Genomic DNA, 23,891 nt, shown 5'->3' with positions numbered 1-23,891 from the left:
GAGTGGTCGAAGGCGCGTGAGGCGGGAGTCTGAAGGGGGCATGCGGCGGACGTCGACGACTCCCGGCAGCGGCGTTTGGCCAAGGGGTCGCCTCAGTGGCTTCACTCTCACGGAGTTGGTGACCGTTTTAGTGATCGTGGGTATCGTGGCCGCATTCGCCGGGCCCCGGTTTTTCACCACCAGTCCCTTCGCCGAGCGTGGTTTTTATGAAGATTCGCTGGCGGCGTTGCGCTACGCACAAAAATTCGCCATCGCCTCCCGTTGCACCTCGGTAACCGCGACCTTTACCGCCGGCACCGGCCCTCCCGCAGGCTACGCGCTCACATATGCCGGCTGTCCGGGCGCCGGGTCGGTGCTGCGGCCTAGTGGCGGCAACTTCAGCAACACCGCGCCGACGGGGGTGGCTGTAACAGCCGCCTCGATCAGTTTTGACGACATGGGCCGCACCCCCGCCACCACGACTGTCACGATTGGCAGCCGCACCATCACGGTGGAAAAAGAGACCGGCTTCGTACACTGATGCGCGAATCGCAACGGGGCTTGACCCTCATCGAACTGGTCAGTTCGATCCTGATCCTGATCATCGCCGTGGGCGGGGTGATGCTGGCGGTAAACACCACCGTCAGCAGGAGCGCCGATCCGATGATCGAAGAACAGGCCGCCGCCATCGCCCAGTCCTATCTTGAGGAGGTTCTACTCAAACCTTTTTGTGATCCCGATGTGACCAGCAATTGCCCCACGGCGTGCACTGCCAGCGCCTGCAGCAGTGCAAGTTGCTCGGCCGCCGAGGGTTCCCGGGCGCTCTACGACGATGTGTGTGACTACAATGGCCTGAACGACAACGGCGCGCGCGATCAAAACGGCACTGCCATCATCGGATTGGGAAACTATACGATCAACGTCACCGTGGCGAGTGCGGGGGTGACCTTCAACGGATTGAATTCCAACAACGGGCAGGTGGTGCGCGTGGACGTCAAGGTCACTCATCCGGCGCTCACCGGCGCCCGCACCGTCACCGGTTATAAGACCAACTACTGAATCATGCATCGTATGCGTAACGCTGGATTCACGCTGATCGAGATGGTAACGGTCATCGTCATCAGCGGCATACTTGCGGCGGTGGCGTGGCGCAATATCTCGCAGCCCATTACGGGCTTCGAGGACACCACCCGGCGCGCCCAGCTGGTCGACGTCGCCGAGAGCGCGCTGCACCGCATGACCAGCGAAATCCGGCTGGCGGCGCCCAACAGTATTCGTCTCACGTCAGACGGCACCACATTTTCCTCTTCCTGCACGGCGAGCGCCGGCACACTGTGCGCGATCGAGATCCTGCGTACCGTCAGCGGCGGCCGTTATCGCGTCCAGGCCGATGCCACCAACAACGACGTCTGTGCGGGTGGTGATGGAGATACCCTCAATTTCAATGCCGCCGCCGATTGCTTTGAGGTATTGGGGCCGCCGCCGAGTTTCGGTCTTATCACAGCCGGTGGCGGCGGCGCCACCCAGGCGAATTGTCTATCGAATGCGTCCACCGCCAACTGTCTGGTCATCTATAACACGGGTCAAAGCGGCGCCAGTGCCTACGCCGGTGACAACATCGCCGTGATTACGCAGGTCGCAACGGTCGGTTTGCTGAAATCGATATCCTTCAACATAGCGGCCGGGAGGACCAAGTTTCCCACGGGCTCGCCCAGCCAGCGTTTTGACGTTGTCGATACGCCGGTCAGTTACGTTTGCGATGTTTCCACGAATCAAATCAATCGGTACGACGCCTATCCCATTGCGGCCACCCATGCCGTGCCACCGGGAGGTGTCGCCAGGCTGCTGGCGAACCAGGTGACCGCGTGCAAATTCGATTATACGGCGGGCACGGCGACGCGGGCCGGACTGTTGACTATTCGTATTACGGTCACGGATCCCAGCGCCACAAGTGGGGGTAATATGCAGGTGACACTCCTCGATCAAGCACATGTTCTCAACATACCATGAATAAAAACTTGGATTCCGCGGGCAGGGAACCGTCGATCTGGAAATCCCCCAAGGTATTTAACCGCGGCCGATACGAACTTGGGTTCTCGCTGGTCGGCACGGTATTCATCATCACCGTGCTGGCGGCGCTGGCCGCGTTTCTGGTGACTATTTCCGGGACCGAACAGGCGGCGGCAACGTATTCATTGCAGGGCGCGCGAGCGTACGCAGCAGCGCTAAGCGGCATCGAGTGGGCTGCGCGCCAGGCGTTACCGCCCGGCGGGGGGGGCAGCTGCGCTGCAAGCACCACCATCACATCGGCATCTGGAGCACCGAATAACTTCACCATTACCGTGACCTGTACTTCGACCTCGGTGACAGAGGGCGCGAATACCTACAACGTGTACAACCTGACCTCCACGGCCACCACTGGATCGACAGCCAGTGCCGACCTTATCAGCCGTACCATACAAGCGAGCATCACGAACGGTTAAGTTTCACGTCGTCCAGCTGCGCCAGCGCGATCGCGGTTATGAGCATTGTATGCCTGATGATTTAATGTCTCCATGAGCAAGAACTTTTCCCCGGCGCTCGCAATGCTGGCGGCGCTGCTGCTGACCGTTGCGGCGTATTGGCCCGGCTTGCGCGGTGAATTCGAATTCGACGACTACCCCAATATCGTCAGAGTCGACGCCCTGCACGTCTCGCAGGCAAGTGTCGCGGCCTTCAAAAACGCCGCACTGGCGGGTAATTCCGGACCGTTATTGCGGCCGCTGGCCTATTTGAGCTTTGCCCTGAATCATTATTACTTTGGTCTGAATCCATTTTACTTCAAGCTCGTCAATCTCCTCATCCATCTGATCAATGGCATACTGCTATTTCTGCTGGGACGCATCCTGCTGGCGGAAATGGCTTTCGCGCCGGCAATGTGTGAACCGCTTGCGGCGGCTGCGGCCGCGATCTGGCTGCTTCACCCACTCAATCTCACCAGCGTGTTGTACATCGTACAGCGCATGACGAGCCTGGCCAGTCTGTTCATGCTGGCGGGGTTGCTGTGCTATGCCGTGGGCAGACGCAGGATGCTGGCGGTGGGGCGTGGACAAGGGCTTATTATCGGGGCGTTGTGCGGGTTCGGTTTGTTGGCGTTGGCGAGCAAGGAAACCGCCGTATTGCTGCCGGTGTATATGCTGGTCGTTGAAGTAACGGTGTTTCGCTGGCGAGTGGCGGTGCCGACGGATCGGAAATTCCTGTATGGATTTTTTACAGCCACCGTGGCGCTTCCAGTATTGTTGGCCGTGCCGTATCTGCTCTCCGGACCGGAATGGTTCGCCGAGGGTTATCAAAGTCGCGACTTCACGTTGATTGAACGCCTGATGACAGAGACGCGAGTGCTCTGGTTCTACCTTTCCCTCATTCTCTACCCGGATATCACCCGTATGGGGCTGTACCATGATGACATCACAATCTCGCGTGGTCTGCTGTCGCCGCCCACCACCCTGGCCGCCATCTTGGGCATCATCGTGCTGATTGTAATCGCAGCGCGATCATCGCGACGGACACCGCTGCTGGCCCTGGCCGTGTTCTGGTTTCTGGCCGGCCATGTGCTGGAATCGACCATATTGCCACTCGAGATTGCACATGAACACCGCAACTATCTACCCGCCTATGGCCCCCTGCTGGCCACAACATGGGCATTGACATTGTTGGCGCGCGCCGCGACACACGCGTGGTGGCGCTTTGCGCCGGCTGCCCTGTTCTTTGTTCTGATACTCAACAACACCTTCGCACGCGCATGGGATTTCGGGGAGTACGCAGGGCACACCGTCGAGGAAGCGATCAATCATCCGCAGTCGGCCCGCTCGTTGCATGCCCTGGGCTGGTTGTACTTCCGCATCTACCTGAAGACGCATGATACGGACACCCTGACGCTGGCGCGGAATACGCTGAAGCGCGCAGCCGAACTCGATCAAATTGACATCCTGCCTTATCGCACTTTGGTGATGATGAGCTACGAAGCCGGAGTGGAGCCGGACCCGACATGGTTTTCCGTCATTAAGCATCGGCTTAATATCGACGTGCCGAGCCATTCCAATCTGGCCTACTTAACGGATTTGGTGTTTTGCCAGCGTGCCTACTGCAAAATCCCCTCCGATGACATGGCGGGTATTTTCGACAATTTCTCGCAAAATCCCAGAAATGGCAGGCGCATGACCGCAGAGATATACAATCTGCGCGCTGTCTGGGAGGGTGATCGTGGTCGGCAATTCGAGGCTGGTGAATACCTAAAAAAAGCCATTGCGTTGAATCAGGACGACGCAATGTTTCACGTCGGTCTCGCTAACTGGTACGCCCAGATGGGCAATAAAGAGTCGGCATACTCCGAACTCGCCATTGCGACCAAACTCGATCCGCTGGGCAGATATCAAAGAGCCGTCGTAGTTAATCAGGTATTGCAGCGATGACCGGGGGAGCCGAAGATCAGAAAAAATATATGACGGATATCAGCGGAAAAACGATTTTAAAACGCCGCGCGGCGGCCCGTGCTGGTGGCCGGTGACATCACCTCGGTCACCGGCAGATCAACCAGTGGTTTGCCAGTCATCTCCTTGGGGATGGGCAGGCCCATGATGGTGAGCAACGTGGGGGCCACGTCGGCCAGCGTGCCGTTGTGGGCCATTGTCACGGAGCGGCCCAGGTACACCAGCGGCACCTTGTTGCTGGTATGCGCGGTGTGCGTCTGGCCAATGACGTGTTTGGTGGAGACCTCGCGCATCTTTTCCGCATTGCCGTGATCGGCGGTGATAAGGACTTCCATGCCGGCCTCGCGGGCCGCCGTTTCGACGCGACCCAGGCATTGATCCAGCGTTTCGATGGCCTTGACCGCCGCCTCGAAATTGCCGGTGTGACCGACCATGTCGGCGTTGGCGTAATTACAGACGATGGCGGCATACTTTTTACCGCGGATGGCCTCCACCAGCCTGTCGGTGACTTCCACTGCGCTCATGGCCGGCTGCTGATCGTAGGTCCGCACGTGTGGGGAGGGCACGAGGATGCGATCCTCGCCCGGAAAGACGCGTTCCTCGCCGCCGTTGAAAAAGTAGGTCACGTGTGCGTATTTCTCGGTCTCGGCGATGCGCAACTGCTTGAGGCCGAGTCGGGCGATGTATTCGCCGAACGTGTTGTCGATGTGCTGCGGTGGAAACGCCGCCGGCACATCATAATCATCGCTGTAACGCGTCATGGTGATGAATGCGCCCAGGTGGGGCGTGCGCGCGCGGGCGAAAAAGGGGAACCGTTTTTCCAGAAAGGCTTCGCTCAACTGACGGGCGCGATCGGCGCGGAAATTGGCAAATACCACGAAGTCGCCATCCTCGACCCGCACCGGCCGCCCGTCGCGGGGGACTATGGTCGTGGCCTGCACGAACTCGTCGGTTTCGCCACGGGCATAGGCCGTGTCCAGCGCGATCAGTGGATCGCTGGAGACGTGCAAACCGCGGCCGTCGGCGATCAGGTCGTAGGCGGCCTGAGTCCGCGCCCAGCGCTGGTTTCTGTCCATGGAGTAGTAGCGGCCGATGAGGCTGGCGACGCGGCCGCATCGCCCCAGTTCATTGAACTTGATCATGACCTTTTGCAGCGAGAGACCCGCGCTCTTCGGCGGGGTGTCGCGGCCGTCGAGGAAGGCATGGATGTAAATGCGCCTGACGCCCCGCACGGCGGCCAGTTCCATCAACGCCAGGATGTGGTCCTCATGGCTGTGCACGCCGCCGGGCGACAGCAGACCGAGGATGTGCACGGCGCGCTCCTCCTGCGCTGCGGCGTCGAAGGTGCGGGTGAGCACCGGGTTGTGTTGGAATTCCCCCTCACGGATGGCGCTGGTGATGCGGGTGAATTCCTGGTCCATCGTGCGCCCCGCGCCCAGGTGCATGTGGCCGACCTCGGAATTGCCCATTTGATGTTCCGGCAGCCCGACATCGAGGCCGGAGGCGCTGATCAGCATGTGCGGGGATGTCGCCCACAGGCGATCCCACACCGGCTTCTGGGCGCTATGGATGGCGTTGTACTGCGTGTTCTCGGAGTAACCCCAGCCGTCGAGGACGATCAGGAGCACCGGTTGACACTGCCGCGGCATGAATTCAGAACCTATCTCGAAAATCCCCGCATGATGCGTTGCGGCCCCAAAGATGCGGATGCAAGGCGCGAAGTGACGCCCACAGCCACGGCGCCTCTGGGCGAGTCGAGTAACGAAGCAGACGCGCTTTGGGGTCGCAACTCTTCAATGAAAATAACAAAATCATATGATTGGACGGGGCGATTTTCGCGCATTCCGGCGTTGCTCGTTGCTCATTTGGAGCCACCAAATCTCGCTCCTCGCGCCTTGGACTGCGCGAAAATCGCGCACCGTCGCGCATGCGCGGATTTTTGAGATAGGTTCTATACGCGAAACCCAGGTTCGTGCCGAACGGCACGTTTCAGTTGGACAGTGTATCATGAAGTGAAATCCAATCGCAGGCATCCATCCGCAGCGAATTCGAAAACCACCATGTCGCAGCTACAGGAATTCATTCTCCATCATTGGGTATTGTTCATTATTCTCGGCGTCATTCTGGCGTTGCTGGCCTATAATCTCGCCGGCGAATTCAACCGCGGTGGCGGGCTGCTGGCGCCGGCGCAGGCGGTGCGTCTCATCAATCGCGATGGCGCGCTGGTACTGGACGTGCGCGAACAACCGGAATTCGAGCGCGGCCATATCGTCAATGCCCGTCATGCGCCGGCGGCCACGCTGGACGCGCAGGTTCCGGCGCTGGCCTCTTACCGTGAACGGCCGGTGCTGCTATATTGCGCCGCCGGCAGCGTTTCCACCCGGGCCTGCAAGACATTGCAGCAGGCGGGCTTCTCCAGGGTGCATGTATTAAAGGGTGGACTCAACTCCTGGCGGCAGGAAAATCTTCCAGTGGTGGTTTGACTGCGTCAAGGGATTTGCCGGGGATGGGCAGGGTTTCAGGCATAAAGAAAAAAGAAAGAGAACATCATGGCAGAGGAAAAAAATACGCCGGCGAATGCCGCAGCGGACGACAAGTCCGATGGGAAGATGCGTACGGGTCATCTGAGCATCCAGAAGGTTTATGTGAAGGACTTGTCCTACGAGGCGCCCAACACCCCCCATATATTCATGGAGGAGTGGCGTCCGACGGTGGACTTGCAACTCACCAACAATACGACGTCGCTTGGTGGCGACATCCACGAAGTGGTGCTGACCGTGACGGTGACGGTGCGTTTCGAAGACAAGGTGGCCTATCTAATCGAGGTCAAACAGGCCGGTATTTTCAATCTCGCCGGTTTTCCGGAGCAGCATCTGGCGCCGGTACTGGCCACCGTCTGCCCGAATATCCTGTTTCCGTTCGCGCGCGAAGTCGTCTCCGACGTCGCCACCAAGGCTGGTTTCCCGCAACTGCTGCTGGCGCCGGTCAACTTTGAAGCCCTGTATGCGCAGGAGGTCATGCGTAAGCGCGGTGCCGTGGCTGAAGGCGAGGCTGGCCCGGCGGCCATGGGGCATTGAACGGCTGATTTGATCCGCCTGGCGGCGAACGCGTGAATCACCGGCCGATACTGGTTGCGGGCGCCGGTTCCTGGGGCACGGCGCTGGCCATTCTCATTGCCCGCAATGGCCATCCGGTGCTGTTGTGGGGGCATGACGCGGCGCATATCGCGCGCCTCAGCCGCGAACGCTGCAATGCACGTCACCTTCCTGGTTTTGCCTTTCCACCACCGCTGACGCCAGTGGAGGAACTGGAAGAGGCGTTGACGCAGGCGCGCGACGTGATCGCCGCCGTACCGGTGGCGGGTTTGCGCGGTGTGCTGGAACAAATCGCCATACATGCGCCGGCCGATGTCCGCATCAGCTGGGCCTGCAAAGGCTTCGAGCGTGACACGCTGTGTCTGCCGCATCAGATCGTTGAGCAGATGTTCAGCCGCGATTGCCCGCAGGCCGTCATCTCCGGACCCAGCTTTGCCAGGGAGGTTGCGGCCGATGTACCGACGGCGATAGTTGTCGGCAGCCGTGATGCCGGCTTCGCCGGTGATCTGGTGGCGCGGCTGCATGGTGGCCGGTTCCGCACCTACCGCAGTGAGGATGTCACGGGGATTGAGATCGGCGGCGCGGTCAAAAATGTGTTCGCCATCGCCGCCGGCATCAGCGACGGCCTGGGGTTTGGCGCCAACAGCCGCGCCGCGCTCATCACGCGGGGATTGGCCGAGATGATGCGCCTGGGCGAGGCGATGGGCGCGCACCGCGAAACCTTCATGGGCCTGGCGGGTCTGGGCGATCTGGTGCTGACCTGCACCCAGGATCAGTCCCGCAACAGGCGCCTCGGACTGGCGCTGGCGGCAGGCAAGGATCTCGCCACGGCACTGAAGGAGATCAATCAGACCGTGGAGGGAGTACACACCGCCGACGCGGTCGAGAAACTGGCGAAGAAACACGGTGTGGAGATACCCATTGCGGTGGAGGTGGCGCGCATCCTGCGCGGTGAGACCACGCCGCAAGCCGCGGTTCAGACGCTGCTCGCCCGCGGTCCAACATCTGAATAATCCGCCGGTTCGTTCTGGCCGGCGTAGCCACACTGCCGCCAGGCTTCATAGACTGCGATCGCCGCCGCATTGGATAGATTGAGACTGCGCACTCTGGCGCGCATCGGGATGCGCAGCAGCGATTCGGTGCCCAGTCGTGCGCGCAACTCCGGCGGCAGGCCGCGGGTCTCCGGCCCGAACAGGAGCGCATCCCCGGCGGCATACCGCACATCCGTGAACGGGCGGGCAGCGTGCGTGGAAAACCCAAACAAACGCCGCGGCGTAGTTGCGGCAAGAAAAGCCTCCAGCGATTCATGCTCGCTACAGCGCGCGTATTCGTGGTAGTCCAGGCCGGCGCGCTTGAGTTCGCGGTCATCCATGCGGAATCCGAGCGGATGGATTAGATGCAGCTGCGCCCCGGTGTTGGCGCACAGGCGTATAATATTGCCCGTGTTCGGGGGAATCTCCGGTTGATACAGGACAACGTGAAACATAATGGCGTTGACGGCTGACGATCAGAAAATGCTCGCGCTCGATTTCTGCGGGCTCAGGTTTTCCACTCCGCTGGTGCTGCTTTCCGGATGCGTGGGTTTCGGCGAGGAGTATACGCGCATCGTCGGTTTTTCCAATCGCGACGCCGGCGCGGTGTGCCTCAAGGGCACCACGCTCAAGCCACGGCTCGGCAATGCCCCCCATCGCATCGCCGAGACGCCCGATGGCATGCTGAACAGCATCGGCCTGCAGAATCCCGGCGCGCGCTACGTCGTCGAAAAGATCCTGCCGCAGCTCGACTTCAGCGAGACGCGCTTCATCGCCAATGTCTCCGGATCGACCGTGGAGGAATACGAGGAAGTCACGCGCATTTTCGATGATTCGCCCATCGACGCCGTCGAGATCAACATCTCCTGCCCGAACGTGAAAGAGGGCGGCGTGCAGTTTGGTAATGACCCGGCGATGTCCGCGCGGGTGGTGGAGGCCTGTCGCCGCGCGACGAAGAAACCCATCATCACCAAACTGTCACCCAATCAGACCGATATCGCCGCCAACGCGACGCGCTGCATTGAGGCGGGCACCGACGCCTTCGCCGTCATCAATACGCTCATGGGCATGGCCATCGACATCGAAAAGCGCAAACCCGTCATCGGCAACAATCAGGGTGGGCTTTCCGGACCCGCCATCAAGCCCATCGCCTTGTTGAAAGTGCATCAGGTGTACCAAGTCAGCAAGCCGCACAAGATCCCGATCATCGGGCAGGGCGGCATTGTCACTGCGCATGATGCGGTCGAATTTCTGATTGCCGGCGCGGCTGGCATCGGCGTGGGCACTGCACTGTTTTACGATCCGCTGGCCTGCCCCAAGATCAATGCCGGCATCATTGATTATCTCAAGCGCCACAAATTAAAGAACGTGCAAGATCTTATCGGCACCCTGCAACTGCATGGCCACGAAACCGCCATCTGCACCGGCTGATGCCCACGGATGGTCAATTCCTGAATACAAACAAAGCGGCGGTCAGCGTTGCGCCAACGCCGTAAAGCAGCCAGGTGTTTGAGAAGAAATAGGGGTAGCCCATAAGGGCCAGGCCCAGCGCCATCGGTATCCACTGGGATGACTTCTTGCCGTAGCGGAAGGCCGCCAGGCCGATGATGCCGAAAATGAGCGCAGCGAACAGGGCGGCTGGTGTGGGCATAAGGTCCAGGGGTGTGGATTGAAAGCCGGAAGCGGCCCAATCAGGTCACGCGATCGTCTTGATGAGAAGCCTTGCTGGCCTTGGGGTCGATGCCCAGCGTCTTCAACTTGCGGTGCAGGTGGGTACGTTCGAGGCCGATTTTTTCGGCCACGCGGCTGACGTTGCCCTGTTCCAGTTGCAACTGGTATTCCAGGTAGGCGCGTTCGAATTCCTCGCGCGCCTGCCGGTAGGGGATGTCGTAGTTTGTGGCCGTGGCCTCGGGCGTCGCCGTGGTTTGCAGGCCCAGCGCCCGATCGACCTCGCGCGTCTCGATGATCTCGCCGTGTCCCAGGATGAGCAGCCGCTGCACGAGGTTGCGCAGTTCACGCACGTTGCCGGGCCATTCGTAATTTCGCAGCCGCTGCATGGCGCTGGCGGAGAATCGGCGGGGGGAAAGACCCTCCTGTGCCACCGCCGCCTCCAGGTAATGTAACAGCAGCGGCGGCACATCTTCGCTGTGCTCACGCAGCGGCGGCACGGCGGCGGGCACCACGTTGAGATGATAATAGAGATCATCGCGGAAACGGCCCTGCGCCACCGCCTCCTTGAGATCGCGGCGACTGGCGGCCACAAGCCGCACGTCGAGTTTCACCGGTTCGCGGCCGTTGGCGCGCAGCAACGACTGTTTTTCCAGCACGTCCAGAAGGCGCGCCTGCAATGGGGGTTTGAGATCAGCCACGTCCTTCAGGAACAACGTCCCGCCATTCGCGCGCTCGAAGGCGCCGGCAAAAATCTGTCCGTCGTGTTCGCCGCCGAACAGCTCCTCCTCCAGCGCCTCCGCGGCCACGGCGGCGATGTTGAAGGCCACGAACGGCGCCTCCGCGCGCGGGCTGTGCGCGTGCAGGTAACGCGCGAATACCTCCTTGCCGCTGCCTGACTCGCCGGTCATGAAAACGGTGGTCTTGTGTTGCGCCAGCCGTTGCAGGCTGGTTTTGAGTTGCGCGATCGCGCGGCTGTCGCCCAGCGGTTCGCTGACGACGGTTTGCCGGCGCAGGGCGATGTTTTCGCGCCGCAGCGACGCCGTTTCCAGCGCCCGTTGCATCGTGACCTTGAGTTTGGCGTAGGACAGCGGTTTTTCGATAAAGTCGTAGGCGCCAAGCCGTGTCGCTTCGACGGCCGTTTCCACGGAGCCGTGGCCGGAGATCATGATAACCGGCGGATCGAGGCCGCCCGCGCCGGCCCACTCTTTGAGCAGCGAGATGCCATCGCCATCCGGCATCCAGATATCGAGCAGGATCAGGTCGAGTGCCTGATCACGCCGCGCGATCCTGGCTTCGGCGACATTGGCGGCGAGACTGACCTCATAGCCTTCATCGGCGAGGAACTCCTTGAGCAGGTTGCGGATATCCGGCTCATCATCCACCACCAGAATATGCGGGCGGTTCATGCGACATTGCTCCGTGCATTGCTGGCCGTCGGAAAGTCGGTGGCTGCAGCCGTGGCGGAGGTGGATACAGGCAGACGGATAACGGCCGCCGCGCCGCCGTCGGCATTGTTCTCCATCCACACCTTGCCGCTGTGTTCTTCAATGATTTTCTTGACGATCGGCAGGCCCAATCCGGTGCCCTTGGGTTTGCTGCTGACGTAGGGTTCGAATACCTGGGCCAGCATTTCCGGCGGAATGCCGGGGCCGCGGTCAGTGACCCGCAATTCAACGGCGGTCGCGTCCGCCTCGCGCAACAGGCGGGTGCCGACCTTGATCCGGCATTGCGGCAGTTCGGACTGGGCCTCGATGGCGTTGCTGATGAGATTGTTCATGACCTGTCGCAGGCGTTTCGGATCCGCGTGGATCACCGGCAGATCATCCGCCAGTTCAGCGGTGAGTGTCATGCGCGGGTCGTCGCTGCGGTATAAATCCATGACCTCATCGACCAGCTGGTTGAGGTTGACCAACTCGTGTCCGGCGGTCGGATTGCGGGCATAATCCGAGAAGGTGTTCACCATGCCTTTCATTGTCTCCACCTGCTGAATGATGGTGGTGGTCAGCCGTTCCAGCGTTTCGATCTCCGTGGCGGGCAGGGTGTGCAGGTATTTCTGTCGCAGCCGCTCGGCGGCCAATTGTATGGGCGTCAGCGGGTTTTTGATCTCGTGCGCCAGCCGCCGTGCCACTTCGCTCCAGGCCGCGTCGCGCTGGCCCTGCACCAGGGCGGTGACATCGTCGAACACGATGACATGACCGCCGTGCTCGTGCGCCGCCGTCAGCAGTGCACCACGGCATATCAAAAGCTGGCGGCCGGACAGGCCAAACAACGTGATCTGCTCCTGCCATTCGCGATCACCGGCGCGCAGATGGCGCAGCAGGCTGTCCACGAACGGCTGGGTGTGCGGCATCAGGCGTGCGAAGTCATCAATAGAACCGCCGCCGAGTTGCGTTCCCGGCGCGCCCAGAATGTGCGCGGCGGCGGCATTGGCGGTGCGCACATGATGTCCGGCATCGATGGTCAGCACACCCGTGGACAGTCGGCCCACCACGGCTTCGAGATAAAGCCGCTGGGCCTCAACCTCGGCACGCGACTCCCGCGCCTCATCGCGTGCTGCGGCCAGGCGTCGCGTCATCTCGTTGAACGACTCCACCAAGGCGCCCATGTCATCGCGACGATCCACCGGCAGGATGGTGCTGTAATCGCCGGTGGCCACGGCGCGCGTGCCCTGCACCAGATCACGGATCGGCGCCGCCAGGTTTTCCGCGGAGTAGAACGCCAGCCATACCGCGCCCAGCAGACTGAACAGCAGCACCAGCGTCAGCGTCAGAATGAATCCGATCTTCAGTTGCTGGCGCAGATAGGCCAGTTCCTTGTATTTCACGAATGCCTGTTCCACCTTGCCGGCCATCGCGGTCATGCGTTCGGCGACGGGGTACAGTGCCTGCAGGACGCGCCCATCATTGCCGATCCCTATGCCGGGTACATTGACCACCACGCGTATGCTGAGGCGATCATCATGCACCGGATCGAGCCCGATATAGTTTTCCTTTTGTCGTAGTTGCAGCAACACTGTTTCCGAGGGCAGGGTGGGCGAAAGTTCGGTGCTGGCCACGACCGCACCCTTGGAAGTCAGCAGTGTCAATTCATCGGCGCCGCTGGTGTGCCGCAGATCATCCAGATCCACGGGGGGCATGGACGGGGGTTCGTTGACGACCATGGTGTTATCCGGCAGCTCCAGCTCTTCGAAATTGAGACGCACATTGTTGCGCGAAGGTTGACTGATGTTATCGGCCAGCTGCTGGGTTTGTTTCAGGAGATCACGCATGCGCAAATCCAGCGACGCGCGGCTCAGATCAAGCGCATTGCTCAAAGCTTCCTCGATGTTGACGTCAAACCAGTTGTCTATGCCGCGTTTGACCACGTCGACCGAAAAACCGTAAACGATCAACAACGGTGGTACGGCGATGCCGGCGAACATCAGCGTCATGCGCCGCTTCAGCCGCGCGCCGGGAGCGGCCACGGACAGTTCACGCCACAGGCGGCGGATGTTGATGCCGATGATGGCGGCAAAAAACAGAAGCCCCACGGTGTTCGCCACCAGCAAGACCGAGTAGATGCTGCCGAAACGCTCGGAGTTCTGCAGGGCGTCGCTCATCATCATGAGCGAGCCGAGCAGCAGGGAACTCAGCAGGGCGATCGCCAGCAATAGGCGCAGGCGGGCGTTCATGGCGTCAATGCCCACTGGTGGACAGGGGATTTGATCCGCCAGGCGCTCTGGAAATATGCCGCCGGCCGCAACGGAGCCGGCAGCGATTCGATCTCCAGCCGCGCGCTGAGGCGGGCCTGGTAGGACGCGTTGGGGTCCAGCAAATTGCGCTCCACCACCGCCATGTTGTGGATGGTTCCAAGCGCATCCAGGGCCTCCTGCAATTGCGGAAAGCTCTGGCGGGTTTTGATGGTGAGATCGCTGACCAGATAGCTGCGGCTCAGGACGTGATACTCCAGACGCAGAAAGTGCCGGCTGTCGGCGACCACGGGGTCCCACAGATAGGATCGTCGCTCGCGGAATTCCACTTCCACCGTGAAAGTGAGTGGAATGCCGCTTTCGAGCGCCTGACGCGCCTCTTCGCTCAATTCGTAACGCAACCGGGCATCGACCAGATAGATGTCATGCTCAACGCGGGCACTGGCCGCTTCGACAACTATACCCGGTTCGGCGCGCGCGGTAGCGGGCAGGGCAATTTGCCAGGCCAGCGGCAGACACAGCATGACTGCCATCTTGACGGCCTTTCGCCGGATCACATCAGGTTTTAACCAGCAGGGCATAGTAAAAGCCGTCCATTTGATCGCCTCCGGGCAGGATTTGCCGGCCGGGATCGGTGGCAATCCCCCACGACGCCAGCGGCCATTCCTCAACCCGCGCATCGTGCCGCTGGGCCAGAAATTCCCGGATCTGCATCTGGTTTTCATCGGGCAGGATTGAACAGGTTGCATACAACAGCTTACCTCCGCGTGCCAGCAACGGCCACAGGGCGTGCAGGAATTGCCGTTGTGTCCCGACCAGCGAGGTGATGTCCGTGGGCCGGCGCAACAGTTTGATGTCGGGGTGGCGGCGGATGACGCCGGTGGCCGAGCAGGGCGCATCGAGCAGGATACGATCAAAATACTGTCCATCCCACCATTCCTGCGGTTTGCCCGCATCGGCCGCCTGTATTTCGCACGACAGTCTCAGACGTTGCAAGTTTTCGCGCAACCGCCCCAGGCGCCGTGTGTCGCGGTCCAGGGCGACCAGCCGGCGCAATCGCGGTTCGCTCTCCAGCAGATGCGTGGTTTTGCCACCCGGCGCGGCACAGGCATCCAGGACCCGCTGGCCGGGCTGCAAATCCAGCAGCGGGACGGCCAGCTGCGCGGCCTCATCCTGCGCCGAGCAGCGGCCTTCGCTGAATCCAGGCAGCGCCGCGACATCCATCGGTTGTTCGAGATAAAGCGCCGTGGCCGCATGAGGACCTGTATGGGAATGGATGTGGCATTGGGAAAGTTGATCTTGGTACTCCTCGCGCGAACCTTGCAACAGATTCACGCGCAGGCAGAGCGGCGGTCGGGTATTGTTCGCGTCAAGCACCTCCATCCACTGCGCCGGCCACGCCGCCTGCATGCGTTCAATCAGCCAGTCGGGATGGCTGAAGCGGGCGGCGGCGGACAATGCCACTGCCTGCTCATGCCCTTCGCGGCCACGGTCGTATGCGCGGAGCACGGCATTCACCAGCCCGCAGGCCCATTCCTTCCGCAAGACGCGGCAGGCCTCGACGGTGGTGGTGACAGCGACATGCGCCGGTGTCCGCAGAACGCGCAACTGATAAAGACCGACGAGCAACAAGGCATCAATGTCCGCGTCCCGATCCTTCAGCGGATGTTGCAACAGGCGTTGCGCGACGAAGCGCAGTTGATGCGCGTATCGCAACGTACCGTAGGCCAGTTCCTGTGCCAGCGCGCGCTCATCCGTCCCATGTGACGATTGCAACACATCGGGCAACGCCCGGCCCAGTGATTGACCTTGCATGACCGCCCTGATGGCACTTGCGGCGGCGGCTCGCGCTCGCGCTGCGGCATCATGTTCGATCATGCGGATCGCCGCAGTCCGGGATGAGCGTTTAAATAATCCGCCGCCGTGACGGCCCGCCTGCCCGGCACCTGCAGTGTCAGGATTCGCAATGTTCCATCGCCGGTCTGCACATCAATGCCTTCTTTGCCCGCGCGAATGATATGCCCCGTTTCACCTGCGGCGGGAGTTCCAAGTGACCGCGCTTCCAGAATTTTTATCTCCTTGCCGGCGAGATCCGCTGTGGCACCCGGCCGGGGATTGAAAGCACGCACGGCACGCGCCAGGTCCGCCGCAGGGCGATGCCACTCCAGCCGCGCCTCGGATTTGATTATTTTTTTGGCATGGGTGGCCAGTTGCTCGTCCTGTGGCGTCGGCTCGATATGGCCTGCGGCGATGGCGGGCAACGTCTCCAGCAGCAGCGAGGCGCCCAGCGCGGCGAGTTTGTCATGCAGATCGCCGGCGGTATCGTGTTCATCGATGATGCAATGTTTCTGCGCCAGGATCGGGCCGCTATCCAGCGCAGGTTCCACGCGCATGAGTGTGATCCCGGACTCGGCATCACCGGCGAGAATGGCTCGTTCTATCGGTGCTGCGCCGCGCCAGCGTGGCAGGAGCGAGGCATGGATATTGACGCAACCCAGGCGCGGCAGATTCAACAGCAATGTCGGCAGGATCAATCCATAAGCCACCACCACCATCACGTCGGGCTTCAAGGCCGAGAGCGCGGCGATTGCGGTTTCATCCATTCGCGCGGGTTGCAGAACCGGCAGGCCGTGTTTCAAAGCCAGTTGTTTTACCGGGCTGGCGGTTTCTATTTTTCCACGCCCCGCCGGCCTGTCGGGTTGCGTATAAACCGCGCAGATGTCATGTCGTTTCTCTGCGATAAGGGCTTGCAGGGAAACAGCAGCAAACTCCGGCGTACCCGCGAAGACCAGGCGCAGGGAATCGGACACGGCTCATCTCCGGCGGTGCATGTTGAAGATCGGCGTGCCGCGGCGGGCGCGGTTACAGCGCCGCCTTGGTGAGTTTTTTGCGTATGCGGTCGCGCTTCAGACCGGACAGATAGTCCACGAACAATTTGCCGTCCAGATGGTCGATCTCATGCTGGATGCAAACCGCAAACAGCCCATCGGCATCGAGTTCCACGGGTTGCCCCTGCAAGTCCAGCGCCCGCAGGCGGATTTTCTCGGCGCGCCGCACCGTGTCGAAAACCCCGGGCACGGAAAGGCAACCCTCTTCCATTTCTTCCTCACCTTCCCGGGCGATTACCTCCGGGTTGATATAACAGCGCGGATCGTTGTGCTCCGGTGAAACATCCACCACGATCACCCGTTCGTGCACGTTGACTTGCGTGGCGGCCAAACCAATGCCGGGGGCGTGATACATGGTCTCCAGCATGTCAGCGGCCAGTTGTCGGATGCGATCATCCACCCGGGCCACGGGCATGGCGCGCGTCCGCAACCTGGGGTCGGGGTAATGCAATATGTCCATGAGTGCCATACCACACCTATGCGGATAATTGTGAATTATGTAACCTGCTGAATGATATAATAATTATTATTTATTCTCAGAAAATTTTGCATCCCTTTCGTACGCTTAGATTGGCTTCCTCTTAAAAGACTTCAACTTGCAGTTGATTTTCTGTTAAACTACATGAAGCAAATGGTGTAAGGGTACTGACATGATTAAGAAAATATATATAACTATCGGTCTGACACTGCTCTCTGCGACGCTCTTTGCAGAAGAGCTTCAACTGAATCCCAATCACCCCGAGAGCTATACGGTGGTGAAAGGCGACACCCTATGGGGCATCTCGGGTCGTTTTCTGACCAAACCATGGTTGTGGCCGCAGATCTGGAATGCCAACCCCCAGATCAAAAATCCTGATTTGATCTATCCCGGCGACATGTTGACGTTGGCCTATGTCGACGGCAAACCCGTACTTGAACTCAGCCGTGCAGGACAGGGCGGCGGACGCAACGTCAAACTTTCACCGACGGTGCGGGAATATACGCATGAGGAGGCGATCCGGGCAATCCCCCTGGACGCGATTCATCCCTTTTTGAGCCGTCATCTGGTCTTGAGCGATCAGGAAATCCAGACAGCGCCCTATGTGGTGTCCAGCCAGGATCAACACTTGGTGAACGGCGCCGGCAACCGCATATACGTGCGCGGGCTGCCCGAGGGCGGCAATGTCACTCATTACACCGTGTATCGCAAGGGCGACGTCGTCTATAACCCAAAGGGTGAAAACGATGTTCTGGAATACCGCGCCAAGGGAGACATACTCGGCTATCAGGCCATTCATGTCGGCGACGTGGTGGTGGTGCGCGGCGGTGATCCGGCCACGGCCCAACTTATCACCGCCAAGCGCGAGGTGTTGAACGGGGACCGATTGTTTCCGGACGTCGAGGAGCAATTGCCTGAATTCATACCACATGCGCCGGCACAGGAAGTACATGGCAACATCGTTTCCGTAGTCGATGCCGTGTGGGAGACCGGGCGCAATCAGGTGGTCATCATCAATCTGGGCAAGGAGCAGGGCATCGAACCCGGGCACGTGTTGGGTATTTTCCAGAGCAGCTTGAGCGTGCGCGATGACATCAAGACCGATCTTCGAGAAAGAGAAGATGACGAACGCCGTCTCAAATTTCAATATTCCGATCAAAGCGCCGTCGACCAGGTTTTCGAAAACCTGTTCAATGATGTCCGCAATACCAAGCGCTCGGTCGACAAATTTTTTGGTGTGAAATTCAACACCGTCCCCGATCAGGTGCGACTGCCGGAAGAACGCGCGGGCGAACTGATGGTATTCCGCGCCTTCGATAAACTGTCCTATGCCTTGGTGATGAATACGACGCGGCCGGTGCATATCAGCGACAGCGTCGCCAATCCTTGAGCAATCTCATCATCGTCCTCCCACCTTTGGGTGGGCGGACATATTTTCATCGATACGCGCTAACATAGTGGCGTGTCCCCGCCTTCCGAAGATCTCAAATACTGGCTGGCCTTGGCCCGCACAACGGGCGTTGGTTCGGCCACTTTTCTTAAATTGCTGGAACATGCCGGCGATCCCGCTGCTGTTTTTTCCATGTCGGCGGAAAGGCTCAAGCCGCTGAACCTGACTTCTGATACGCTGGCCTCAGTGGCCAACCCCGACTGGGCGGCGGTCAGTCAGGACTTGGAATGGCTGTCGGGTTCACCGCAACACCGTGTGCTGACTCTGGCGGATCAGGAATATCCACCACGGCTGCGCGAGATTGCCGATCCACCGCCGCTGCTGTTTGTGCGCGGCGACGTCATGGCGCTGCACCAGCCGCAAATCGCCATCGTAGGCAGCCGCAACCCCACGCCCGCCGGTGCTGAACTGGCGCAGGATTTCGCCCGTCATCTGGCGTTGCGGGGCGTCACCATCATCAGCGGACTGGCGCTGGGGATCGATGCCGCCGGCCATCGCGGGGCGCTGGCCGGCGGGGGGCATACCGTCGCCGTGATGGGCACGGGCATGGATCGCGTGTACCCGCCGCGTCATCAGGATCTCGCCGGGCAAATCGCCGCCCAAGGCGCGCTGGTGTCGGAGTTCCCCTTGTGCACCCCGGTGCGGCCGGAAAATTTTCCACGCCGCAACCGTATCATCAGCGGACTGGCCCTGGGTGTTTTGGTGGTGGAGGCCGCGAAGGCCAGCGGTTCTCTGATTACCGCGCGGCACGCCGTCGAGCAGGGCCGCGAAGTGTTCGCCATCCCCGGCTCCATACACAATCCGCTCGCCCGCGGCTGCCATGCCTTGATCCGTGATGGCGCCAAGCTGGTGGAAACGGTCGATGACATCCTTGAGGAATTACCATCGTTGTCGCAGCCGGCGGGATCGGACCCACAGGGTACCGCGAACCTCGCGCACACATCGGCACACGACGGAGAACATGATCGACTGCTTGAGGCCCTAGGCTACGATCCAGTCTCAGTGGATGTGCTTGTGGCGCGCACTGGATTGACGGCCAACGCCGTTTCATCCATGCTGTTATTGATGGAGTTGGAAGGCCGGGTCAGTTCACAGGCGGGCGGTCTCTACCTGCGCCGCGTCTAGGAGATGAGATTGCGACACAGCATGATGGATGTTTTGATGTATCTGTTTGAAAATCACACGGATGAAAGCGAGAGCGTGGATGTTGGGCGGCAGGACTTGCGGGGACTGTTGCAGGAGGCCGGTTTCGAGGAAACGCCCATCGACAAGGCCATGGATTGGTTGCAGGCCCTGGCCACAGATCAGGAAACTTCAGACCTTTCCCCAACATCACATGGCGCAATACGGATCTTCAACGACGAAGAATGTGTCAAGATCAGCCGTGAAGGACGTGGTCTGCTGCAGCATCTTGAACAGATCGGCGTGTTGAATGCCCATCATCGTGAGCGGGTCATCGACCGCTTGATCGCCCTCGAGACCGAGGAGATCGACATCGAACAATTACGCTGGGTGGTTTGCATGGTGCTGTTCAACCAGGCCGGACAAGGCGACGCCGCGCAGTGGGCGGAGTCCCTGCTCATGGAGGAATTTCGAAGTCAATTGCATTGATTCTGTGACGCGCGTCATGCGGGAGGAAAGCCCTCCGGCGTTGACCGTGTGTTTCGCGGGCTGTCCCCATTTATCCATTAATCGAATCACTCATGAGCAAGCAACTCGTCATCGTTGAATCACCCGCGAAAGCGGGCACGATCAAAAAATATTTGGGCCCCGACTTCGAAGTGCTGGCCTCCTACGGCCATGTGCGCGATCTGCGCCCCAAAAAGGGCGCGGTGGAACCGGACAACGGTTTCAAGATGCACTATGAACCGATCGCCAAGAACAAAAAACACGTCGATGCCATTGCCGCAGCGATGAAAAAGGCCGGGGCACTCTATCTGGCCACCGATTTGGATCGCGAGGGAGAGGCCATTTCCTGGCACCTGGCCGAGTTGCTGCGGGAACGCAACGCGCTCGATCAGAAACCGGTCCACCGTGTGGTTTTTCATGAAATCACCAAGCGGGCGATTCTGGAGGCCATTGAACACCCCCGCGATCTATCGATGGAACTGGTCAACGCGCAGCAGGCCCGCCGGGCGCTCGATTATCTGGTCGGGTTCAATCTTTCGCCCCTGTTGTGGAAGAAGATCAAACGCGGGTTGTCCGCCGGACGTGTGCAAAGTCCGGCGTTGAGGCTGATCGCCGAGCGCGAGGAGGAAATAGAAAAATTCACGCCGCGCGAGTATTGGACGGTTGAAGCCGATGCCAAGCACACAGGACAGCCCTTTGCAGCCAAGCTCGTGCGTTACGCGGGCGAAAAAGTCGAACAATTTACGGTCACCAGCGCCACCCAGGCGGAAACTGTGCGTCATGCCGTGTTATCGGCGGCCAGGGGTTCGCTCACGGTGGCGAACGTCGAGAAGAAACAACGCAAGCGCCAGCCCGCCGCCCCATTCATCACCTCGACGCTGCAACAGGAGGGTGTGCGCAAACTGGGGTTTACCGCCAGCCGGGTCATGCGGGTGGCGCAGCAGCTCTATGAAGGCGTGGATATCGGCCCCGAGTCTGTCGGTCTCATCACCTACATGCGCACGGACTCCGTCAATCTGGCGCAGGAGGCCGTCACCGAGATCCGGGAATTCGTGCGCCAGCGATACGGCGCTGATCAAATGCCGGAAACGCCACGCGTGTACAAGACCAACGCCAAGAACGCCCAGGAGGCTCATGAAGCCATCCGGCCCACCTCGGCGTTGCGTACGCCGGAATCGCTCAAGGGCCATCTCAGCATTGAGCAGTACAAGCTTTATGAGTTGATCTGGAAGCGTACCGTGGCCTGCCAGATGAATCCCGCGACCATCGACACCGTGGCCGTGGATCTGTCGGTGGATGCGGCCACAGCCTTCCGCGCCAATGGTTCGACGCTGGCGGACCCCGGATTCATGGCGGTGTATATGGAGGGTGCGGACGAAACCACCGGCGATGCAGATGAAAAAATACTGCCGCCCATGCAGATCGGCGATCGCGTGAGCCTTATTGACGTGCGCGCCGAGCAGCATTTCACCGAACCGCCGCCCCGCTATTCGGAGGCCAGCCTGGTCAAAACCCTTGAGGAATACGGCATCGGCCGCCCCTCCACCTACGCCGCCATCATCTCGACGTTGCAGGCGCGTGAATATGTCGAGCTGGAAAACAAACGTTTCCGGCCGACCGACATCGGCCGCATTGTGGCCAGATTTCTGACCGATCATTTTCACGATTATGTGGATTATGAATTCACCGCGCGGCTGGAGGACGATCTCGACGCGGTGGCGCGCGGCGAAAAACAATGGACACCGCTGCTGGCGGAATTCTGGCAGCCTTTCAAGCACAAGGTGCTCGACAAGGAGAGCAACGTCAGCCGCAAGGAGGTGGCACAGGCCCGTGAACTGGGCACCGATCCAAAAACCGGGCTGCCGGTATCTGCGCGCATGGGCCGCTACGGACCCTTTGTACAGATCGGCAGCGCCGACAGCGACAAGAAACCGCGCTTTGTCAGCCTGCGTCCCGGCCAGCGCATCGACACCATCACCTTGGAGGAAGCCCTGGCGCTCGCCGTGCTCCCGCGCCAGTTGGGTCGGAACCCGGAGGGCGATGAGGTGAGCGTCGGCGTTGGCCGCTTCGGCCCCTACGTGAAATATGGCGCCAAGTACGTTTCACTCAAAAAGGAAGATGATCCTTACACCATTACGTTGGAACGGGCGCTGGCCCTGATTGTCGAAAAACAGCAGGCCGATGCCGCCAAGTTCATCAAGGAGTTTCCCGATTCCAATGTACGCGTGCTCAATGGCCGTTATGGCCCCTACATTACCGATGGAACCAAGAATGCCCGCGTACCCAAGGAGCGCGATCCAGCGGCCTTGACGCTGGCGGAGGCACAGGAGTTGTTGACGCAGGCGCCGGCGGCGCGCCGCGGCGGGCGTCGCTTCCCGCCCAAGCGTGCCAAGGTTGCCGCCGAAGGTTGACGCCCTTGATGGTTGATTTCCGCCTGCGGCGGGCCGCCTGGGTGGTGCGCCGTGGTGGAGTGATTGCGTACCCGACGGAGGGGGTTTACGGACTGGGCTGCAATCCGCTGAATGCCGAAGCCGTGTATCGGTTGCTTGCCCTGAAAAAGCGCCCTGTCGGCAAGGGGTTGATTCTGGTGGCCGCGGACATCGATCAATTATCCCCGTTTGTCATCTTTCCCTCTCCCGGCATCAAGGAGCGGGTGCGGGCCACGTGGCCAGGGCCGGTGACTTGGGTCTTGCCGGTCCAGGGGGGTGTGCCGGCCTGGCTGCATGGCGGCCGCGGCAGTCTGGCGGTGCGGGTGTCCGCCCATCCGCCCGTGGTCATGTTATGTCGGAAGACAGGCCCATTGGTATCCACCAGCGCCAACGTCGCCGGCCGCCGGCCCTGTCGGGATGCAATGGCGATCCATCGCCAGTTTGGCCGCGCCTTGGAGGATATCCTACCGGGAGAATTGGGCGGGTTGTCTGGACCTACGCCCATATATGATGGTTTGACCGGCAAAATATTACGATCTTCATAGTTAATTCATTGACATCCTTCTCCCCATTAACGAAAATACTCGGCTCGATTGAGGAGGGGTACCCAAGCGGTCAACGGGAGCAGACTGTAAATCTGCCGGCTCTGCCTTCGAAGGTTCGAATCCTTCCCCCTCCACCAAATGGTGGCGGACAGCAGACCGGCGCGAGCGCGAGGCGGGAGTAGTTCAATGGTAGAACCTCAGCCTTCCAAGCTGATGATGCGGGTTCGATTCCCGTCTCCCGCTCCAACGTAACGACCAAGGCTCGATGAGGAATTTTATGCCCATGTAGCTCAGTCGGTAGAGCACACCCTTGGTAAGGGTGAGGTCGCTGGTTCGATTCCAGTCGTGGGCACCAGTACCTGTTTGTTTTGGAGACATAAAACATCTTGAGGGGATTTGATCATGTCCAAGGGCAAATTTGAGCGCACCAAGCCGCACGTGAATGTGGGGACCATTGGCCACGTGGATCATGGCAAGACCACGCTGACGGCGGCGATCACGACCGTGATGGCCAAGAAATACGGCGGTGAGGCGCGCGC

The 23,891-nt window shown here is 60.4% G+C and carries 24 protein-coding genes and 3 tRNA genes; 18 read left to right on the top strand and 9 right to left on the bottom strand.

Going from position 1 to position 23,891, the window contains the following annotated elements; all coding sequences use genetic code 11:
* The first annotated feature begins 40 nt into the window (after positions 1-40).
* The 5 genes from VMH34_08625 (at position 41) to VMH34_08605 (ending at position 4,430) form a co-directional block, all read left to right on the top strand.
* Entirely contained in the window at positions 41-520 is a 480-nt protein-coding gene (locus tag VMH34_08625) for a type II secretion system protein (protein ID HTT08837.1), read from the top strand.
* The gene (locus tag VMH34_08620) at positions 520-1,038 is read left to right on the top strand and encodes a type II secretion system protein (GenBank protein HTT08836.1); all 519 of its coding nucleotides are present in this window, start codon (positions 520-522) and stop codon (positions 1,036-1,038) included. The genes VMH34_08625 and VMH34_08620 overlap by 1 nt, the downstream gene beginning before the upstream one ends.
* Before the next feature lie 3 nt (positions 1,039-1,041).
* Positions 1,042-1,989: a type II secretion system protein gene (locus tag VMH34_08615; protein HTT08835.1), complete on the top strand. Its 948-nt coding sequence runs from the start codon at positions 1,042-1,044 to the stop codon at positions 1,987-1,989.
* Positions 1,986-2,462, top strand: a complete 477-nt coding sequence (locus VMH34_08610; protein HTT08834.1) for a pilus assembly protein MshP — start codon at positions 1,986-1,988, stop codon at positions 2,460-2,462. Before VMH34_08615 ends, VMH34_08610 begins: the two co-directional genes overlap by 4 nt.
* A 72-nt stretch (positions 2,463-2,534) precedes the next feature.
* The gene (locus VMH34_08605) at positions 2,535-4,430 is read left to right on the top strand and encodes a pilus assembly protein PilF (protein HTT08833.1); all 1,896 of its coding nucleotides are present in this window, start codon (positions 2,535-2,537) and stop codon (positions 4,428-4,430) included.
* Between the two features lie 56 nt (positions 4,431-4,486).
* On the opposite strand, the gene gpmI is transcribed toward VMH34_08605, so the two are convergent.
* The gene (gene gpmI, locus VMH34_08600) at positions 4,487-6,097 is read right to left on the bottom strand and encodes a 2,3-bisphosphoglycerate-independent phosphoglycerate mutase (GenBank protein ID HTT08832.1); all 1,611 of its coding nucleotides are present in this window, start codon (positions 6,095-6,097) and stop codon (positions 4,487-4,489) included.
* 411 nt (positions 6,098-6,508) lie between these two features.
* Between gpmI and VMH34_08595 the strand changes: the two genes are divergently transcribed.
* The 3 genes from VMH34_08595 (at position 6,509) to VMH34_08585 (ending at position 8,556) form a co-directional block, all read left to right on the top strand.
* Complete coding sequence (locus tag VMH34_08595) at positions 6,509-6,931, top strand: rhodanese-like domain-containing protein (protein ID HTT08831.1); 423 nt, start codon at positions 6,509-6,511, stop codon at positions 6,929-6,931.
* 66 nt (positions 6,932-6,997) lie between these two features.
* Positions 6,998-7,525 carry a protein-export chaperone SecB gene (gene secB, locus VMH34_08590; protein HTT08830.1) on the top strand — a complete coding sequence of 176 codons (528 nt, stop codon included), beginning with the start codon at positions 6,998-7,000 and terminating at the stop codon, positions 7,523-7,525.
* Positions 7,526-7,557: 32 nt separating this feature from the next.
* Positions 7,558-8,556 (top strand): NAD(P)H-dependent glycerol-3-phosphate dehydrogenase, encoded by a 999-nt coding sequence (locus tag VMH34_08585; protein HTT08829.1) that lies wholly within the window; start codon positions 7,558-7,560, stop codon positions 8,554-8,556.
* Here VMH34_08585 and trmL read toward each other — a convergent pair.
* Positions 8,520-9,029, bottom strand: a complete 510-nt coding sequence (gene trmL, locus VMH34_08580; protein HTT08828.1) for a tRNA (uridine(34)/cytosine(34)/5-carboxymethylaminomethyluridine(34)-2'-O)-methyltransferase TrmL — start codon at positions 9,027-9,029, stop codon at positions 8,520-8,522. The two genes, VMH34_08585 and trmL, sit on opposite strands and share 37 nt — an antisense overlap.
* A 1-nt stretch (position 9,030) precedes the next feature.
* On the opposite strand from trmL, the gene VMH34_08575 reads away from it, so the two are divergent.
* Positions 9,031-10,005 carry a dihydroorotate dehydrogenase gene (locus VMH34_08575; GenBank protein HTT08827.1) on the top strand — a complete coding sequence of 325 codons (975 nt, stop codon included), beginning with the start codon at positions 9,031-9,033 and terminating at the stop codon, positions 10,003-10,005.
* 13 nt (positions 10,006-10,018) lie between these two features.
* On the opposite strand, the gene VMH34_08570 is transcribed toward VMH34_08575, so the two are convergent.
* The 7 genes from VMH34_08570 to def form a co-directional block, all read right to left on the bottom strand.
* Positions 10,019-10,225, bottom strand: a complete 207-nt coding sequence (locus tag VMH34_08570) for a hypothetical protein (protein ID HTT08826.1) — start codon at positions 10,223-10,225, stop codon at positions 10,019-10,021.
* Between the two features lie 40 nt (positions 10,226-10,265).
* Entirely contained in the window at positions 10,266-11,651 is a 1,386-nt protein-coding gene (locus VMH34_08565) for a sigma-54 dependent transcriptional regulator (GenBank protein ID HTT08825.1), read from the bottom strand.
* Complete coding sequence (locus VMH34_08560; GenBank protein ID HTT08824.1) at positions 11,648-13,930, bottom strand: ATP-binding protein; 2,283 nt, start codon at positions 13,928-13,930, stop codon at positions 11,648-11,650. Before VMH34_08560 ends, VMH34_08565 begins: the two co-directional genes overlap by 4 nt.
* Positions 13,912-14,490, bottom strand: a complete 579-nt coding sequence (locus VMH34_08555) for a DUF4390 domain-containing protein (GenBank protein ID HTT08823.1) — start codon at positions 14,488-14,490, stop codon at positions 13,912-13,914. Before VMH34_08555 ends, VMH34_08560 begins: the two co-directional genes overlap by 19 nt.
* A gap of 1 nt (position 14,491) precedes the next feature.
* Entirely contained in the window at positions 14,492-15,811 is a 1,320-nt protein-coding gene (gene rsmB / locus VMH34_08550; GenBank protein ID HTT08822.1) for a 16S rRNA (cytosine(967)-C(5))-methyltransferase RsmB, read from the bottom strand.
* Positions 15,808-16,731 (bottom strand): methionyl-tRNA formyltransferase, encoded by a 924-nt coding sequence (gene fmt, locus VMH34_08545; GenBank protein HTT08821.1) that lies wholly within the window; start codon positions 16,729-16,731, stop codon positions 15,808-15,810. The genes rsmB and fmt overlap by 4 nt, the downstream gene beginning before the upstream one ends.
* A gap of 64 nt (positions 16,732-16,795) precedes the next feature.
* A complete protein-coding gene (def, locus tag VMH34_08540; GenBank protein HTT08820.1) occupies positions 16,796-17,290 on the bottom strand; it encodes a peptide deformylase in 495 nt (164 codons plus the stop codon).
* 181 nt (positions 17,291-17,471) lie between these two features.
* Between def and VMH34_08535 the strand changes: the two genes are divergently transcribed.
* From VMH34_08535 to VMH34_08495, 9 genes are all read left to right on the top strand, one after another.
* Positions 17,472-18,689: a LysM peptidoglycan-binding domain-containing protein gene (locus tag VMH34_08535; GenBank protein HTT08819.1), complete on the top strand. Its 1,218-nt coding sequence runs from the start codon at positions 17,472-17,474 to the stop codon at positions 18,687-18,689.
* A 72-nt stretch (positions 18,690-18,761) separates the two neighbouring features.
* The gene (gene dprA, locus VMH34_08530) at positions 18,762-19,874 is read left to right on the top strand and encodes a DNA-processing protein DprA (protein ID HTT08818.1); all 1,113 of its coding nucleotides are present in this window, start codon (positions 18,762-18,764) and stop codon (positions 19,872-19,874) included.
* Positions 19,875-19,895: 21 nt separating this feature from the next.
* Complete coding sequence (locus VMH34_08525) at positions 19,896-20,360, top strand: DUF494 domain-containing protein (GenBank protein ID HTT08817.1); 465 nt, start codon at positions 19,896-19,898, stop codon at positions 20,358-20,360.
* 92 nt (positions 20,361-20,452) lie between these two features.
* Positions 20,453-22,789 carry a DNA topoisomerase I gene (locus VMH34_08520; GenBank protein ID HTT08816.1) on the top strand — a complete coding sequence of 779 codons (2,337 nt, stop codon included), beginning with the start codon at positions 20,453-20,455 and terminating at the stop codon, positions 22,787-22,789.
* An 8-nt stretch (positions 22,790-22,797) separates the two neighbouring features.
* The gene (locus VMH34_08515) at positions 22,798-23,352 is read left to right on the top strand and encodes a Sua5/YciO/YrdC/YwlC family protein (GenBank protein ID HTT08815.1); all 555 of its coding nucleotides are present in this window, start codon (positions 22,798-22,800) and stop codon (positions 23,350-23,352) included.
* A 52-nt stretch (positions 23,353-23,404) separates the two neighbouring features.
* Positions 23,405-23,489 (top strand) — tRNA-Tyr (locus tag VMH34_08510).
* Positions 23,490-23,524: 35 nt separating this feature from the next.
* Positions 23,525-23,598 (top strand) — tRNA-Gly (locus VMH34_08505).
* Between the two features lie 33 nt (positions 23,599-23,631).
* Positions 23,632-23,707, top strand: a tRNA-Thr gene (locus tag VMH34_08500).
* A 47-nt stretch (positions 23,708-23,754) separates the two neighbouring features.
* The coding region (locus tag VMH34_08495; protein ID HTT08814.1) for a GTP-binding protein at positions 23,755-23,891 on the top strand (137 nt) is incomplete at its 3' end.

It is taken from the genome of Gammaproteobacteria bacterium, from assembly GCA_035501935.1.
Taxonomy (GTDB): Bacteria; Pseudomonadota; Gammaproteobacteria; order JAJPIJ01; family JAJPIJ01; genus JAJPIJ01.
This window is presented reverse-complemented; position numbering and strand designations above follow the sequence as displayed.

What these genes read in the sequence shown, in the direction of transcription:
- VMH34_08625 (HTT08837.1), top strand. Translation starts at nt 41, where the DNA reads ATGCGGCGGACGTCGACGACTCCCGGCAGCGGCGTTTGGCCAAGGGGT.
- VMH34_08620 (HTT08836.1), top strand. Translation starts at nt 520, where the DNA reads ATGCGCGAATCGCAACGGGGCTTGACCCTCATCGAACTGGTCAGTTCG.
- VMH34_08615 (HTT08835.1), top strand. Translation starts at nt 1,042, where the DNA reads ATGCATCGTATGCGTAACGCTGGATTCACGCTGATCGAGATGGTAACG.
- VMH34_08610 (HTT08834.1), top strand. Translation starts at nt 1,986, where the DNA reads ATGAATAAAAACTTGGATTCCGCGGGCAGGGAACCGTCGATCTGGAAA.
- VMH34_08605 (HTT08833.1), top strand. Translation starts at nt 2,535, where the DNA reads ATGAGCAAGAACTTTTCCCCGGCGCTCGCAATGCTGGCGGCGCTGCTG.
- gpmI (HTT08832.1), bottom strand. Translation starts at nt 6,097, where the DNA reads ATGCCGCGGCAGTGTCAACCGGTGCTCCTGATCGTCCTCGACGGCTGG.
- VMH34_08595 (HTT08831.1), top strand. Translation starts at nt 6,509, where the DNA reads ATGTCGCAGCTACAGGAATTCATTCTCCATCATTGGGTATTGTTCATT.
- secB (HTT08830.1), top strand. Translation starts at nt 6,998, where the DNA reads ATGGCAGAGGAAAAAAATACGCCGGCGAATGCCGCAGCGGACGACAAG.
- trmL (HTT08828.1), bottom strand. Translation starts at nt 9,029, where the DNA reads ATGTTTCACGTTGTCCTGTATCAACCGGAGATTCCCCCGAACACGGGC.
- VMH34_08575 (HTT08827.1), top strand. Translation starts at nt 9,031, where the DNA reads ATGGCGTTGACGGCTGACGATCAGAAAATGCTCGCGCTCGATTTCTGC.
- VMH34_08570 (HTT08826.1), bottom strand. Translation starts at nt 10,225, where the DNA reads ATGCCCACACCAGCCGCCCTGTTCGCTGCGCTCATTTTCGGCATCATC.
- VMH34_08565 (HTT08825.1), bottom strand. Translation starts at nt 11,651, where the DNA reads ATGAACCGCCCGCATATTCTGGTGGTGGATGATGAGCCGGATATCCGC.
- rsmB (HTT08822.1), bottom strand. Translation starts at nt 15,811, where the DNA reads ATGATCGAACATGATGCCGCAGCGCGAGCGCGAGCCGCCGCCGCAAGT.
- def (HTT08820.1), bottom strand. Translation starts at nt 17,290, where the DNA reads ATGGCACTCATGGACATATTGCATTACCCCGACCCCAGGTTGCGGACG.
- VMH34_08535 (HTT08819.1), top strand. Translation starts at nt 17,472, where the DNA reads ATGATTAAGAAAATATATATAACTATCGGTCTGACACTGCTCTCTGCG.
- VMH34_08525 (HTT08817.1), top strand. Translation starts at nt 19,896, where the DNA reads ATGATGGATGTTTTGATGTATCTGTTTGAAAATCACACGGATGAAAGC.
- VMH34_08520 (HTT08816.1), top strand. Translation starts at nt 20,453, where the DNA reads ATGAGCAAGCAACTCGTCATCGTTGAATCACCCGCGAAAGCGGGCACG.
- VMH34_08515 (HTT08815.1), top strand. Translation starts at nt 22,798, where the DNA reads ATGGTTGATTTCCGCCTGCGGCGGGCCGCCTGGGTGGTGCGCCGTGGT.